At 75.1% G+C, this 14,011-nt stretch carries 14 protein-coding genes; 2 read left to right on the forward strand and 12 right to left on the reverse strand.

What is annotated here, in order from left to right; genetic code table 11:
* Window positions 1-41: 41 nt before the first annotated feature.
* Complete coding sequence (locus HNR12_RS24760; protein ID WP_179769798.1) at window positions 42-1,067, reverse strand: SDR family oxidoreductase; 1,026 nt, start codon at window positions 1,065-1,067, stop codon at window positions 42-44.
* A 94-nt stretch (window positions 1,068-1,161) separates the two neighbouring features.
* Window positions 1,162-2,004: an SDR family NAD(P)-dependent oxidoreductase gene (locus HNR12_RS24765; protein WP_179769799.1), complete on the reverse strand. Its 843-nt coding sequence runs from the start codon at window positions 2,002-2,004 to the stop codon at window positions 1,162-1,164.
* Window positions 2,005-2,097: 93 nt separating this feature from the next.
* Here HNR12_RS24765 and HNR12_RS24770 point away from each other — a divergent pair, with 93 nt between their 5' ends.
* Complete coding sequence (locus tag HNR12_RS24770; protein ID WP_179769800.1) at window positions 2,098-2,742, forward strand: TetR/AcrR family transcriptional regulator; 645 nt, start codon at window positions 2,098-2,100, stop codon at window positions 2,740-2,742.
* Between the two features lie 52 nt (window positions 2,743-2,794).
* On the opposite strand, the gene HNR12_RS24775 is transcribed toward HNR12_RS24770, so the two are convergent.
* Complete coding sequence (locus HNR12_RS24775) at window positions 2,795-3,163, reverse strand: DoxX family protein (protein ID WP_308118945.1); 369 nt, start codon at window positions 3,161-3,163, stop codon at window positions 2,795-2,797.
* Between the two features lie 183 nt (window positions 3,164-3,346).
* On the opposite strand from HNR12_RS24775, the gene HNR12_RS24780 reads away from it, so the two are divergent.
* Entirely contained in the window at window positions 3,347-4,219 is an 873-nt protein-coding gene (locus HNR12_RS24780) for a sigma-70 family RNA polymerase sigma factor (protein ID WP_179769802.1), read from the forward strand.
* Window positions 4,220-4,307: 88 nt separating this feature from the next.
* Here the strand turns inward: HNR12_RS24780 and HNR12_RS24785 are convergent, their stop codons facing one another.
* From HNR12_RS24785 to HNR12_RS24825, 9 genes are all read right to left on the reverse strand, one after another.
* Window positions 4,308-4,607, reverse strand: a complete 300-nt coding sequence (locus HNR12_RS24785) for a putative quinol monooxygenase (protein ID WP_179769803.1) — start codon at window positions 4,605-4,607, stop codon at window positions 4,308-4,310.
* Between the two features lie 145 nt (window positions 4,608-4,752).
* Window positions 4,753-5,724 carry a polysaccharide pyruvyl transferase family protein gene (locus tag HNR12_RS24790; RefSeq protein WP_179769804.1) on the reverse strand — a complete coding sequence of 324 codons (972 nt, stop codon included), beginning with the start codon at window positions 5,722-5,724 and terminating at the stop codon, window positions 4,753-4,755.
* A gap of 127 nt (window positions 5,725-5,851) precedes the next feature.
* On the reverse strand, window positions 5,852-6,445 hold the full coding sequence (locus HNR12_RS24795) for a dihydrofolate reductase family protein (RefSeq protein WP_179769805.1): 594 nt from the start codon (window positions 6,443-6,445) through the stop codon (window positions 5,852-5,854).
* A 393-nt stretch (window positions 6,446-6,838) separates the two neighbouring features.
* Complete coding sequence (gene nrfD, locus HNR12_RS24800; protein ID WP_179769806.1) at window positions 6,839-7,930, reverse strand: NrfD/PsrC family molybdoenzyme membrane anchor subunit; 1,092 nt, start codon at window positions 7,928-7,930, stop codon at window positions 6,839-6,841.
* The gene (locus tag HNR12_RS24805) at window positions 7,927-8,811 is read right to left on the reverse strand and encodes a 4Fe-4S dicluster domain-containing protein (RefSeq protein ID WP_179770895.1); all 885 of its coding nucleotides are present in this window, start codon (window positions 8,809-8,811) and stop codon (window positions 7,927-7,929) included. Before HNR12_RS24805 ends, nrfD begins: the two co-directional genes overlap by 4 nt.
* Before the next feature lie 63 nt (window positions 8,812-8,874).
* Window positions 8,875-12,126 carry a formate dehydrogenase gene (fdh, locus tag HNR12_RS24810; RefSeq protein WP_179769807.1) on the reverse strand — a complete coding sequence of 1,084 codons (3,252 nt, stop codon included), beginning with the start codon at window positions 12,124-12,126 and terminating at the stop codon, window positions 8,875-8,877.
* Window positions 12,127-12,345: 219 nt separating this feature from the next.
* Complete coding sequence (locus tag HNR12_RS24815; protein WP_179769808.1) at window positions 12,346-12,810, reverse strand: MarR family winged helix-turn-helix transcriptional regulator; 465 nt, start codon at window positions 12,808-12,810, stop codon at window positions 12,346-12,348.
* A complete protein-coding gene (locus HNR12_RS24820) occupies window positions 12,797-13,612 on the reverse strand; it encodes an alpha/beta fold hydrolase (protein ID WP_179769809.1) in 816 nt (271 codons plus the stop codon). The genes HNR12_RS24815 and HNR12_RS24820 overlap by 14 nt, the downstream gene beginning before the upstream one ends.
* Window positions 13,613-13,734: 122 nt before the next feature.
* The gene (locus tag HNR12_RS24825; protein WP_179769810.1) at window positions 13,735-13,992 is read right to left on the reverse strand and encodes a hypothetical protein; all 258 of its coding nucleotides are present in this window, start codon (window positions 13,990-13,992) and stop codon (window positions 13,735-13,737) included.
* Between the last annotated feature and the right edge of the window lie 19 nt (window positions 13,993-14,011).

The following is a 14,011-nucleotide window of genomic DNA, read 5'->3' on the forward strand; positions in this document are numbered from 1 at the left end:
CGGGCACGGTCGTTACCAGCCTTCCCCGAGATCGGCCGCGATCACCGGCCGGCGCGGCGCAGCATCCGCCAGGCGAGGTACCCGGCCGCCGCCGCGGTGCCGGCGCCGGCCGCGGCGAGCCGGCCGGTGCGGCGGGACGCCCACTGCTGGGCGCTGGAGCCCTTGCTGCGGTCGTCGAAGGAGCCGTGCGCGCCGTAGTCGCGGCGGCCGGCGGCGTCGGCGGGCTCCCACAGGTTGGCGGGCTGGTCGGGGTCGCGGGGCTCGCCGGTCTGCTGGGCGGAGTAGCCGCCGCGCGCCAGGTAGCGGTCGAGCAGCCCGGGCGCGATCCGGTTGCCCAGAATGGTCTGCACGGTGGAGGCGCCGTCCCAGTACTCCCGCCGCCGCGGGTGGTCGGCGGCGCGCAGGATCGCGCGGGCGGCGACCTCGGGCTGGTAGATGGGCGGTACGGGCTGGGCCTGCCGGGGCAGGCGCGAGCGCACCCAGTCGAACTGCGGGGTGTTCATGGCGGGCAGGTGCACCATGGTGGCGGCCACGCCCGAGCCGTCGTGCAGCAGTTCGCAGCGCAGCGACTCGTGGAAGCCCTGGACGGCGTGCTTGGCGGCGCAGTAGGCCGACTGGAGGGGGACGCCCCGGTGCGCCAGGGCGGAGCCGACCTGCACGACCGCGCCGCGGTCGCGCGGCAGCATGCGGGCCAGGGCGGCCTTGGTGCCGTGCACGTAGCCGAGGTAGGTGACCTCGGTGACGCGGCGGAACTCCGCGGGCTCGATCTCGCTGACCGGCGCGAAGACCCCGGTGAAGGCGACGTTGACCCACACGTCGATCGGGCCGAGTTCGGCCTCGGCGCGCTCGGCGGCGTGCTCGACCTGCGCGGAGTCGGCGACGTCGGTGGGGATCTCCAGCGGGGTGCCCCCCGCGGCGCGGACGTCCTCGGCGGCGCCGGCGAGGCCTTCGGCGCCGCGCGCCAGCAGGGCCACGCGGTCGCCTCGCCCGCCGAACGCCCGGGCGGCGGCCCTGCCGACACCGCCGCTGGCGCCGGTGACGACGACGGTTCTGGGCTGGTGGGCCATGGCGGACCTCCCGGTCGGTCGGCGGCGCGGGAGGCGGGAGGCCCGCGCCGGGCGGCTCGCGTGCGCCGCCGCCGCTACCCGGCGCGCGGCGCGGTTACACCCGTCTGCGCGGGTCGGCCAGGAGGGTGTCGGTGACCTCGCGCAGCCGCGCCGCGGCGGCGGGGTCGAAGTCGGGGCCGGTCATCGGCACCGGCCGGCGCCGGAAGAAGGCGGCGGCCGGCTCCGGCGGCGGGGAGTCCAGGAGTTCCCGGACGCGTGCGGCGGCCGCGGCGGCGGGCTGGGCCAGGAGCAGGGCGAGCGCCTTGGTGGCGGCGCGCGCGGGCAGGGGCAGGGGGTCGGCCATGGCGGTGCGCACGAAGCCGGGGTTGTAGAGCACGTAGCGGGTGCGGGCCCCGGGGTGGCGGGCGGGGAAGTCGGCGCCCAGCAGGTCGTTGCAGCGCGACCCCTGCATGGCCGCCCGCCGGCCGGAGTAGCGCCGGCGGAGTTGGAGGTCGTCCCAGGCGACGGTGCCGGGCAGGCCGCCGGGCCCGGCGAGGTTGGCGATCACCGGGCGCTCGGCGCGCTCCAGCAGCGGCAGCAGGCCCTCGCCGAGGACCGCGCGGCTGAGGTAGGCGAGCGCGAACGTGAACTCCAGGCCGTCGGCGGTCTCCACGCGGGTGGTCTGGAAGCGCTGCGCCCCGAACACGGCGCCGTCGAGGGCGCCGGCCAGGCCCGCGACCCGCTCGACGGCGCGGCGCATGCCGGCGAGGGTGCTGAGGTCGGCCTGGACGAAGTGCGCCCGGGCGCCCGCGTCCAGGTCGGCCGCCTCGGCGAGGAACGCGGCGCCCTTGGCGGCGCCGCTGCCCAGGGCGATGACGCGGTCGCCCCGGCCGAGCAGGAGGCGGCCCAGGGCGCGCCCGATTCCGTCGGTGCCGCCGGTGATCGCGTAGGTGCGCATGGTCTCCCGCGCCTCTCTGAAGTCATCGAGTGATGACTGAACGGTAGGCGGAGTAGAGAGATAAGTCAACGATTGACGACTTATGCTGACTCCATGGACGCCACCGCACCCGGGCCCCGGCCCGGACCCCAGTCCCAGTCCCAGCCGGAGCCGGAGCCGAGGCCGCGCCGCCGCGACAGGGCGGCCACCCGCGCGGCCCTGCTCGACGCCGCCCGCCTGCGCTTCGGCCGCCACGGCTACGACGGCACCGGCGTGCGCGACATCGCCGCCGACGCCGGGGTCGACCCCGCCCTGGTGTTCCGCTACTTCGGCTCCAAGGAGCGCCTCTACGCCGAGGCGGTGCGGGCCGAGGTGCCGGCCGGACTCGCCGCCGACCGGCGGCGCCCGCTGGAGGCGATCACCGCCGACCTGCTGCACGACGTCGTCTTCGCAGACTGGTCGGCCTACGACGGAGAGCACCCGCTGCTGGTCATGCTGCGGTCGTCGGGGCGCGACCACGTGCGCGAGCAGTTGCGCACCCGCGTCTGCGAGGACTACCTGGGGGAGTTCACCCGGCGCCTTGAGGGCCCCGACGCGCACCTGCGGGCCGAACTCCTGGGCGCCCTGCTGCTGGGGATGGGCGTCATGCGCTCGCTGGTGGGCAGCCCGGCGCTGGGCGAGGCGTCCTTCGGCCAGGCCCGGCCGCTGGTCGACCGCGTGGTGGCCGCCCTCGCCCGGAACGAGGAGGGCGACCGGTGAGGACGCCCCCGGCCGCGTGCGGGGCCGTCCTCCGCGGCGCCGGGCCGCCGGGTCAGCCGATCCGCCCCGCGAAGTAGGCCAGCGCCGCGACGGCCAGGCCGAGGAACGCCGCCGGGAACGCGATGTTGTGGAACACCCGCGCGCGGACGTGGGCGGCCACCGCGCCGACGAAGAACAGCACCAGCCCCGCGGCCGCCGCCAGGCCGACGAGCGGCAGGCCGAGCAGGCCCAGCACCAGCCCGGCCGTACCGGCCCCCTCCAGGAGCGCCAGGTAGGGGATCCAGGCGTGGTCCACGCCGACCTCGGCGGCGTTGCGCAGCATGAACCGCGCCCGGACGGCCTTGGCGGCGACCTCGGCGGCGTTGGCGAGGACGCAGAGCAGGGTCGCGGCGAACAGCGCGCCGCCGACGCCCCCGGTCACCGGGGGCACCGCCCGGGCGCGGCGGCGGGGCGTGGAAGGGCCGGCGCCCCGGCCTGCGGGCGCGCCGGGGCGGCGCCGGACCGGGCGATGACTATGCTCATGGGTGTCGTCCTCTCGTGCGTGTCGGGTCGGGCCCACTCGCCGCTCCTGACGCCGAGCACGCGTGAAAGGTGACCCCCTCCCGTGGAAAACGTCGAACTTTTCGAGTCGGCACGGCCCCGGCTGGTCTCCCTGGCCCACCGGATCGTCGGCTCCCGCCACGACGCCGAGGACGCCGTCCAGACCGCCTGGCTGCGCCTGAGCGCGGCCGACCCCGCAGAGGTCGCCAACCCCGAGGGCTGGCTCACCACGGTGACCGCGCGGGTGTGCCTCGACCTGCTCCGCGCCCGCCGGCGGCGCGGCGAACTCCCGCTGCTGTCCGAGGACCTGCCCGTCGAGGCGGTCCGCGCCGACGAGGCGTTCCTCCGCCGCGAGGACGTCTCCCGGGCGCTGCTCGTGCTCCTGGGCGAACTGTCGCCCCGCCAGCGGGTGGCCTACGTCCTGCACGACCTCTTCGCGGTCCCGTTCGACGGGGTCGCCGCCGTGCTCGGCACCAGCACCGACGCGGCGAAGAAGCTGGCCAGCCGCGCCCGGGTACGGCTGCGCGGCGCCCGGCCGGGCGAAGGCGGCGGGGAGCACGCCGGACACGCCGACATCGTGGAGGCGTTCCTGGCGGCGGCACGCGGCGGCGACATCGCCCGCCTGGTGGACCTGCTGGCCCCCGACGCCGTCCGCCGGGCCGACCCCCGGCTGCTCCCGGCGGGCGCGCCGGTCGAGGTGCGCGGCGCCGCGGCGATCGCCGAGGAGACCACGGCCTTCCGCGACCGGATCGCGGCCGCCGCACCCGTGCTGGTCGGCGGGTGTCCCGGCGCGGTCATCGCGCCCGGCGGGCACCCCTACGCGCTCATCCGGTTCGCCGTCGGCGCCGGACGCGTCGCCGCGATCGACATCACCCCCTACACGCCCGGGGCGGTGGGGCCGGCGGCCGCGCCCGGCACCGCGCGGGCCGGGCGCTGACCAAGCGCCGCCGGGGTGCGGCCGGAGGCGGACCGGACGGCGCGGGTGCGCGCGGCCGGCCGCGCCCGGCGGGCCGGGCGGCGGCCCGTCAGACGCCCACGCCGCCCTGGACGCGGACCTCCTGGCTGGTGAACTCCCCGGCGAGCATGGGCATCGCGGCGCTGATCGCCTCCTGCGTCTCCGGGAGTTGGAGCGAGGCGGCGTGGTGCTCGCGCGACTCCCACACCTCGCTGACCCACACCGTGACGTCGTCGTCGGCGGCCGTGCCCACCACGTAGAGGTGGCAGCCGGCGGCGCGCAGGCCCTCGGCGCCGCTGAGGAGGATCGCCACCACCTCGTCGCGCCGCCCCGGCTTGGTCTTCATGGAGTTGATGGTGCCGTAGGTCATGGTCCCCCCAGGGTCGGAATGGGCGCGGGTCGTGTGCGCTGCGGCATCGTCGCACGCGGTGCCGACAACCCGGGCGGCGCCCGTGCCGGGGGCGGCCCGGGCACGCGGCTGCGGCGGATGCGGTGCGCCCGTGCGGAGCGCGCGGTCAGGCGCCCTGGAGGGTGTCGGCGTCGGGACCGGGCCGGGGCTCGGCGCCGGCGGCCTCGGCGGGGCGGGGCAGGCGGTGGGCGACCAGCGCGGCGAGCAGGTCGGCGACCAGCGGGGAGCGGTCGCGGGCGGTGGCCGCCGCCCACCCCGCGCGGGCGCGCGCGGCGGGCGACAGGCACCAGTCCCACAGCCCGTCCAGGCGTTCGCGGCCCAGCGGCTCACCGGGCTCGCGCACGGCGACGGCGGGCCAGCCCAGGGCGCGCGCCTGCGCGCTGACCTTGGCGCCGCCCAGCACCGGGTCGACCGCGATAGCCGGGACGCCGTTGCGCAGCGCGAACACCAGGCCGTGCAGCCGGGTGGACACCACCAGGTCCACCCGGCGGACGAGGGCGTCGAACGCGCTGTAGGACGCGCAGTGCCGCCAGTCGGCGGCGTCGAGGCGGGTGTCCAGGGGCACCCGCGCGCAGTCCTTGGCGGTCAGCCAGGCCGCGAGTTCGGCGTGCACGTCGTCGTGGCCGCCGCTTGCGCCGTACTCGGGCTGGTGCGGCGCCGCCACCACCCCCACCACGGGGACGGCGGGCCGGTCGGGCGCGGCGGCGGCCAGGTCGGGCCGGGGCGCCGCATCGGGGGCGTCGCGGGGGAGGACGGAGTCGAAGCCGCGCACGGCGGGGTCGCCGGGGTCGATGACCGACACCCCGACCGCGATGCGGCGGCAGTGCGCGAACCGGGTGTGCAGGTCGCGGACCTGCCGTCCGTGCGCGGGGCCGCACACGAAGAGCAGCAGGTCGTAGTCGGTGGGGTCGAGATCGTCCAGGACAGGGGCGTCCAGGCGCACGTTGGGACTGCGCCCGAGGTCGTGGGGAATCCCGGCCTCGCGCAGCGCGGCGGCGACGGTGAGGGCCGCGCCCACGTCGCCGGCCGTGGCCTCGCCGTGCAGGAACCCGAACCATCCGGTGATCAGTGCTCGCATGCGCGCCCCGCTACCCACAAGAGCGGCGCCATGACGCACGGGATCGGGCGCGCGGGCCGCCGGGGAGCGGGCCGGGCGGGGCGGGCGGGGCCCGGCCACCCCGCCGGGCCGGGAGCGCGGGCGGAGCCTACTGCTTGGCCGGGCGGTAGGTGCAGACCAGCACGCCGGTGGAGGTGGTCGCGGTGGACACCAGCTCCAGCGGCCGGGCGCGGCCGTCGTCGGGGAATCCGCGCTTGCCGCCGCCCAGGGTGATGGGCTCGATCATCACCCGGTACTCGTCGACCAGGTCGCGGGAGACGAGCTGGCGGGAGAGGTTGGAGCTGCCCATGATGTGGAGGTCGCCGCCGTCCTCGTCGCGCAGCCGCCCGATGGCGCCGAACACGTCGTCGGCGGGCAGGAGGGTGGTGTTCCACCGCATGTCGTCGGGGGTGAGGGTGGTCGAGGCGACGTACTTGGGCACCGCGTTCATGTGGTCGGCGAACGGGTCGGCGCCGGCGCGGTCGGGCCAGGCGTCGGCCATGACCTGCCAAGTGCGGCGGCCGAACAGCAGCGCCTGGGTGGTGGCGATGGCCTCGCCGATGAACTCGCCCATGACCTTCTCGTCGAAGTAGGGCATGGACCACCCCCCGTGCGCGAACCCGCCGTCGGTGTCCTCCTCACGCCCACCCGGCGCCTGCACCACGCCGTCGAGGCTCATGAAGTAGCTCAGTACGATCCGCATGTCCGCGCTCCTTGTACGCCGTTGCAGTGTGGTCTGAACGGTAGACGCGGGTACCGACGAAAACTCATCGCCGGGCACGTGATTGGCGGGTCCTTTTCACCGCGCTGACCAGCATCGGTAAGAGAACGGGCAACCAGAGGAAGACGGCGGCCGGGGCCGCCGCCGAGAAAGTGGACGAGACGGGGATACCGGCCGGTATGCTCCCGCGTCAGCAAGAGCGCTCCCCGCACGCGCGGGGATGGTCCCCCCAGGGCGGCGGCCAGGTCCTCGGAGTGGATGTGCTCCCCGCGCGCGGGGATGGTTTCCCGTTGCCTACTGCGGAGTGGGCATCCATCCCTGATTTGGGTGGGATGTCCGAAATCTACTTTGTAAAGGTGTGGCTGCCGAGTTGCATCAGGAGTCGGCGGAGCCCTCTGCCTCCTGTGCGGCTGACGACGCCGCCGCCTGGGCCGACTCGTTGGCCTCTGCGGCCTTGCGTTCTTCCAACCGCCTGCGCTGCGGCACCACCGTGTACTTGGGGTCGGCCGCCGACGCCACCCCCGCGTGGAATACGCCGAAGCGGGTGCAGGCCGATCCCGCCAGCAGGGCGGCGCCCGCCACCGCCGACACCCTCCGGCTGCGGGCGCCCAGCAGGGCACCTACCGCTCCGCCGACCGTGAGGGCCTTGGCGGCGCGCATCAAGAGGCCGCTGCGGCCGGTCCGGTACGGCTCGGCGACCATGCCCATGCGGCGTTCCATCCGCCACAGGGCCGCCGTCTCCAGGGCCGAGCCCAGGACCGCCGCCCGCCGTGCCGGGCCCGCCTGGGACACCGGGGCCGTGGCCATGCCCATGCCCCCGGCAGCCGCCGCTGCCGAGCCCACGAACACGAACGGCATCTCGCGGAAGCCCTCGTGCCAGGCCGGTACGGCGGTGTCGCAGATCAGCGGGGCCGTGTAGGCGGCGACCGCCGGACCCACCGCGCCCGCGCCCAGGGCCGCCGCGCGGCCCAGGCCCGGCAGGATGCCGGTGGCCTGCGAGACCGCCGCCGCGCCCGCCAGGGGGCCGTAGGCCATCAGAATCCAGGAGCCCACGCTCATCGGCGAGGTCCACTTCAGCACCCGCAGCATGTTCACGAACCGCGCCGGGCGTCCGAGGTCGTTGACCAGGGCGGCCACCGAGCCGGTGATCGCGCCCAGCGCCGTGTACTTCAGCGGCCGGGCCAGGCCGGGGCGGCCCGTCAGGTCCGCTCCGGCGGCCAGGACCGACGACGCGCCCGCCAGGCCGCCCAGGAACAGGTACCCGGCGATGTCGCGCGGCTCCCACACGATCTGGTTGAGCACCGGCTTGTCGTAGTAGCTGCGGAACTCCGGCTCGCCCCGCCGGATCCGGCGGCCGCGCGGGTGCTCCCGGCGGTGGCCGTCCAGGGTGCTCACCGCGCCCGTCAGGGCCTCGCGGCCCGGGTGGGCGCCCCGGATGCCCTCGCGCGTCACGTCCGATGTGCTCAACGCCGCCTCCCCAGGAACGTCGCGGTGATACCGGCCAGCAGCACGGCGGCGGCCGCGCCCGCGTGCCGCCACATCGACGGCAGGTCGCGCGTGGTCACCACCGGGTCCGGCGGCAGCCCGTAAACCTCCGGCTCGTCCAGGAGCAGGAAGAACGCGCCGTCGCCGCCCACACCGTCATCCGGGTCGCGGCCGTAGAGCCGCGCGGACTCGATGCCGGCCTCGTGCAGGTGGCGCACCCGATCGTCGGCGCGGGCGCGGAGTTCGTCCAGTTCGCCGAACTGGATGGAGTCGGTGGGGCACGCCTTGGCGCACGCGGGCTCCAGGCCGTCGCCCAGCCGGTCGTAGCATAGGGTGCACTTCCACACCCGGCCGTCGTCCTCGCGCTTGTCGATCACGCCGTAGGGGCAGGCGGGCACGCAGTAGCCGCACCCGTTGCAGATGTCCTCCTGCACCACCACCGTGCCGAACTCGGTGCGGAACAGCGCGCCGGTGGGGCAGACGTCCAGGCAGGCGGCGTGCGTGCAGTGCTTGCAGACGTCGGAGGACATCAGCCAGCGGAACTCGCCGCGCTCGTCGGCGCCGGCGGAGTCGCCCGGCTTCTCAAAGGCGGGCATGCCCAGGTCCACCGGTGCGGACGCGCCGTCGGGGCGGCCCACGCCGCTCTCCTGCACGCCCACCGACGCCCGCTGCTCGATGAACGCCACGTGCCGCCAGGTGTCGGCGCCCAGTCCGCCGCTGTTGTCGAAGGACATGGCGGTGAAGTTCAGCCCGTCCTCGGGCACCGCGTTCCACTCCTTGCAGGCGACCTCGCACGCCTTGCACCCGATGCACACGCTGGTGTCGGTGAAGAACCCCATGCGCGGCCGGTCGCCGGCGGTCATGCCGTCGGCCGGGCCGGCGGTGTCGGCGGGGGCGTCGGCGCGCCGCTCGTCCAGGGCCATGGCTCACACCTCCGTTCCGGTGCGCGCGGTGATCCCGGCGCGCTCGTGGTACTCGCGGACCAGGGCCAGGCGGTCGGGGCCGCGCGGTCGGCGGCCCGGGCGGATGTCGGCGGTGAGCGCCTTGACCTCCTGGATGTGCACGTTGGAGTCGAGCGCGATCGCCGACAGCTCGTTGAACGCGTCGCCGGTGCTGTAGCCGTTGGGGCCCCAGTGGTAGGGCATGCCGATGGTGTGCACGGTGCGGCCGCGTACGCGCAGCGGCGCCATGCGGTCGGTCACCAGCACCCGCGCCTCGATGGCGTTGCGGGCGGTGACCACGGTGGCCCAGCCGCCGTGGGTCAGCCCGCGTTCGGCGGCCAGTTCGGGGGAGACCTCGCAGAAGAACTCCGGTTGCAGCTCGGCAAGATAGGGGGTCCAGCGGCTCATGCCGCCGGCGGTGAAGTGCTCGGTGAGCCGGTAGGTGGTGACGACGTAGGGGAACACGTCCGCGCCGGGCTCGCCGGGCCCGGGGTGGTAGCGGTTGACGTCGTGCGGGTAGACCAGGCGGACCGGGTTGCGGTCCTGGCCGTAGAGCAGGTTGCCGAACGGGGAGTCCTGCGGTTCGTAGTGGGTGGGCAGCGGGCCGTCGGTGAGCCCGGCCGGGGCGTACAGCCAGCCCTTGCCGTCGCCCTGCATGATGAACGCGTCGGTGCCGCTGAGCGCGGCCACCCCCCTGGCACCCTCGGGCGGGCGGTAGTCGGGCGCCTTGTCGGCCTCGAAGTCGGGGATGTCGTGGCCGGTCCAGCGCCGGGATTGGGCGTCCCACCACACCAGCGCCTTGCGCTCGCTCCAGGGCCGGCCCTGGGGGTCGGCCGAGGCGCGGTTGTAGAGGACCCGCCGGTTGGCCGGCCAGGCCCACGCCCACTCGGCGGCGATCCAGTCCTGCTCGGTGTGGGGCTTGCGGCGCGCGGCCTGGTTGACGCCGTCGGCGTAGACGCCGCAGTAGATCCAGCAGCCGCAGCTGGTGGAGCCGTCGTCGCGAAGCTGGGTGTAGGCGCCCAGGTGGGCGCCGTCGGGGCCGTAGCCGTTGATCTCGGCCAGGACGGCGGCGGCGTCGGGCTCCTCGCCCTCTTCGAGCGGGTAGTCCCAGGTGAGGTGGAGCAGGGGGAGGTCGCGCGGGTCGGTGGAGTCCGCCAGCTTCTCGCGGATGATGCGGCCCAGGTGGTACATGAACCACAGGTCGCTGCGCGCGTCGCCCTCGGGCAGCACGGCGCGGTCGTGCCACTGCAGGGTGCGGTTGGTGTTGGTGAAGGTGCCCGACTTCTCGGTGTGGGCGGCGGCCGGGAAGAAGAACACCTCGGTGGCGATGTCCTCGGTGCGCAGCTCGCCCGACTCGATCTCGGGGCCGTCCTTCCACCAGGTGGCGCTCTCGATCAGCGAGAAGTCGCGCACCACCAGCCAGTCGAGGTTGGCCATGCCCAGCCGCTGGGCGCGGGCGTTGGCCGAGCCCACCGCCGGGTTCTCGCCCATGAGGAAGTAGCCCTTGCACTCACCGCGCAGCTGGGCCATGACGGTGTCGTAGGTGCTGTGGGAGCCGGTGATGCGCGGCAGGTAGTCGAAGGCGAAGTCGTTGTCGGCGGTGGCGTGGTCGCCCCACCACGCCTTGAGCAGGCTGACCAGGTAGGACCGCATCTCGGCCCAGAAGCCGTTGAGGGCGGCGTCGGCGGTGACGAAGTCGTCGAGGTCCTGGTTGGCGTGGGCGTGGGGCATGGGGATGTAGCCCGGCAGCAGGTTGAACAGGGTGGGCACGTCGCTGGAGCCCTGGATGCTGGCGTGGCCGCGCAGCGCCTGGATGCCGCCGCCGGGGCGGCCGATGTTGCCCAGCAGCAGCTGCAGCACGCAGGCCGCGCGGATGTACTGGGCGCCCACGGTGTGCTGGGTCCAGCCCACCGCGTAGCAGAACGCCGAGGTGCGGTCGCGGCCGGAGTTGTCGGTCAGGTGGCGGTAGACCCGGTCGAACAGGTCGCGCGGAATGCCGCAGATCTCCTCGACGGCCTCGGGGGTGTAGCGGGAGTAGTGCCGCTTGAGGATCTGGAACACGCACCGGGGGTGGGTGAGGGTGGGGTCGGTCTCGGGCGCGCCGCCCACCGCCGCGCCGCCCGAGCCCTGCTGCTCGGGGCGGCCGGCCTCGGCGGTCTCCTGCGGGCCTCCGGAGCGTTCGGCGTACTGGGCGTCGCGGTCGCTGGAGGCCGGGGCGATGTCCACGCCGGAGTAGCGCCAGGTGCGCAGGTCGTAGGCGCGGTTGTCGGGGTCGAAGCCGGAGAACAGGCCGTCGAGGTCCTCGGTGTCCTGGAACTCCTCGGTGACGATGGTGGCGGCGTTGGTGTAGGCGAGCAGGTAGTCGCGGAAGTACGCCCCCTCGGACAGGACGCGGTTGATGAGCCCGCCGAGGAAGGCGATGTCGGTGCCGGCGCGGATGGGCACGTGGAGGTCGGCCAGCGCGCTGGTGCGGCTGAAGCGGGGGTCGACGTGGATGACCACCGCGCCGCGCGCCTTGGCCTCCATGACCCACTGGAAGCCCACGGGGTGGGCCTCGGCGTAGTTGGAGCCCTCGATGACGATGCAGTCGGAGTTCTGGAGGTCCTGCATGAAGGTGGTGGCGCCGCCCCGCCCGAAGGAAGTGCCCAGCCCGGCGACGGTGGAGCTGTGGCAGACCCGCGCCTGGTTCTCGATCTGCACCACGCCCAGCGCCGTGAGCAGCTTCTTGATGAGGTAGTTCTCCTCGTTGTCGAGGGTGGCCCCGCCCAGACTGGCGATCCCCATGGTGCGGGCCACCCGCAGGCCCTCGTGTTCGTCCTGCCAGCCCTCGCGGCGGGCCTTGATGACGCGGTCGGCGACCATGTCCATGGCCGTCCACAGGTCGATCTCCTGGAAGTCGGGGGCGTGCGGCGGCCGGTAGAGCACGGTGTGCCGGCGCGAGGAGCCGGTGGTGAGCTGGAGGCTGGCCGAGCCCTTGGGGCACAGCCGGCCGCGGCTGATGGGGGAGTCGGGGTCGCCCTCGATCTGGATGACCTTGTTGTCGCGGACGTAGACGTTCTGCCCGCAGCCCACGGCGCAGTAGGGGCAGACCGACTTCACGACGCGGTCGGCCCGGGCGGTGCGCGGGGTGAGGCGGCGGCTGGCGGCCGACTGGGCCGCCGCGCCGCGCCCCGAGGGGTCGCCGCCGGTGAACTGCCGGTAGACCGGCCACGACTGGATCAGCCTGCGCACACCCATGTCTCTCCTCCGCCGTAGACTGCTCGGCCCGGTGCGGACACACCCGGTGACCAGGGGTGGCCGCCCGCTACCCGGCCGCTGATCCGCGAAACCCGGACCCGAGGGCGGCCCAGGGCCGCCCGGCGCACACGGCGGATGGAGTAAACGTAACCCAGGGTGATCGTGGCTGCCGGCGGCCGTGCCGGGCCTGTGGACAACGCGGCCCGGCCGGGGGCCACCTCAGTCGTCGCCGGCGGCGGTGCGGCGGGCCAGGGCGTCGCCGGAGGGCAGGCCGCTGACGAAGGACCGCAGGAACGCGGCGACCTCCTCGACCGGGCGGCCCCGCGCCGCGGCGTCGATGCGCCCGTACAGCTCCTCCTCGATGCCGGCGATGTGCTCGGCGATCCGCCGCCCCTCGGCGCTGAGCGTGAGGGTGACCTGCCGGCGGTCGTGGTCGGGCACCCGGCGCTCGATGAGCCCGGCGGCGTGGAGGCGGTCGACCAGCCGGCTCGGGCTGCCTCCGCTCTCGCACACCAGGAGTTCCCCGATGCCCTTGAGGGTGAGCGGCTCGCGGTCGTGGAGCAGCCGCAGGACCTCGGCCTGGGAGGGGGTGACGCCCAGGGGCTGGAGCCGGCGCGCGAGCATCCGGTTGCCCTCGCGCTGGGCGGCCAGGATCAGGTAGCGCAGTTCCTCAGCGGGTCGCACGGCCGGCCGCCTCCCGATCGGGGCCCGGCGCCGCCGCGGCGACGGGGTCGACGCGCTCGGCCAGGAACTCCTCGACGGCGCGCCCGTAGGTGTCGGGGTGGGAGAAGCGGAACATGTGCCCGGTCCGGGGCAGCACCACCTCGCGGGCGTCGGGAATGCCCTCGCGCAGGATCCGGGCGGCGTCGGGGCCGATCAGGACGTCGTGGGCGGGGGTGAGGACGAGGGTGGGCACCCGCACCCGCGCGAGCCGGCCGGTGTAGTCGGCCGCGAACGCGGCGGCCAGGCGGGCGCCGTAGGAGGCGGCGGGGGTGTGGTCGAGGAAGAGGCGGCGGCTGTCGGCCGTGCTCCAGCCTACCTCGCCGGCGAAGTCGTGGGGGGAGGCCAGGGTGCGGGCGTGGGCGCGCAGGGCGACACCGCGGTACAGCGGGCCGCGCATCCGGCCCAGCGCCTGGAGTGCGCGTCTGCGCAGGGGAGAGGTGACGGGATTGGCGGCGAAGCCGCCGGACAGGACCAGGCCGCGCAGCCCGCTCGGCCGGCGGACGGCGAGCGCCAGGGCGACGTTGGCCCCGAAGGAGTCGCCCACCAGGACGTAGCCGCCGGGGTCCCCGGCGGTGCCGGGGCGGTCGAGGTCGGCGAGGGAGGCGGCGACGTGGTCGGCGTAGCGCTCGACGTCGTCGACCCCGTCGGGCAGGGCCGGGGTGCGCACGGGCCGGTGCCGGTAGGGGGCCAGTTGCCGCGGGGTCCAGGGCGCTCCGGACAGGCAGGGGAGGAAGACGAGGGTGGTGGCTCTCGGATCGGTCATGAAATTAGATTACACGACATAGATGTCGTGTCAACAATTTGCCCCGGGTGCGCCGCCCGCCGCCGGAAAGGGCAGCGGCCGCCCGCGCCGGGTGGCGCGGGCGGCCGCTGCCGCGGGACGGGCTACTTCTCGGTGTCGGAGGGCACCTTCAGCGGGCGGATCAGGGCCCAGCCGCCCATCAGGATCGCGAAGACGAGCATGCCCAGGCCCGACCACAGGTTCATGTTGACCCCGGCGCTCTGCTCGACGTGCTCGGCGGAGCCGAAGGCCCCCATGACCGTGAGGACGATCCCGTAGATCGCGAACAGCAGGGCGATGACCATCCGGATGTCGAACGCCCGCGACGGGCTGGTGCGGGGCTCGGGCGCGTTGGCGCTCATCGGGCTGCCTCCTTGCGCG

Origin of the sequence: Streptomonospora nanhaiensis (genome assembly GCF_013410565.1) — a bacterium.
Classification (GTDB): Bacteria; Actinomycetota; Actinomycetes; order Streptosporangiales; family Streptosporangiaceae; genus Streptomonospora; species Streptomonospora nanhaiensis.

Bases quoted from the DNA above. Each gene is read 5' to 3' on its own strand.
- HNR12_RS24770 (WP_179769800.1), top strand. From the start codon at position 2,098: ATGGACGCCACCGCACCCGGGCCCCGGCCCGGACCCCAGTCCCAGTCC.
- HNR12_RS24765 (WP_179769799.1), bottom strand. From the start codon at position 2,004: ATGCGCACCTACGCGATCACCGGCGGCACCGACGGAATCGGGCGCGCC.
- fdh (WP_179769807.1), bottom strand. From the start codon at position 12,126: ATGGGTGTGCGCAGGCTGATCCAGTCGTGGCCGGTCTACCGGCAGTTC.
- HNR12_RS24825 (WP_179769810.1), bottom strand. From the start codon at position 13,992: ATGAGCGCCAACGCGCCCGAGCCCCGCACCAGCCCGTCGCGGGCGTTC.
- HNR12_RS24795 (WP_179769805.1), bottom strand. From the start codon at position 6,445: ATGCGGATCGTACTGAGCTACTTCATGAGCCTCGACGGCGTGGTGCAG.
- HNR12_RS24785 (WP_179769803.1), bottom strand. From the start codon at position 4,607: ATGACCTACGGCACCATCAACTCCATGAAGACCAAGCCGGGGCGGCGC.
- HNR12_RS24820 (WP_179769809.1), bottom strand. From the start codon at position 13,612: ATGACCGATCCGAGAGCCACCACCCTCGTCTTCCTCCCCTGCCTGTCC.
- HNR12_RS24760 (WP_179769798.1), bottom strand. From the start codon at position 1,067: ATGGCCCACCAGCCCAGAACCGTCGTCGTCACCGGCGCCAGCGGCGGT.
- HNR12_RS24805 (WP_179770895.1), bottom strand. From the start codon at position 8,811: ATGACCGCCGGCGACCGGCCGCGCATGGGGTTCTTCACCGACACCAGC.
- HNR12_RS24790 (WP_179769804.1), bottom strand. From the start codon at position 5,724: ATGCGAGCACTGATCACCGGATGGTTCGGGTTCCTGCACGGCGAGGCC.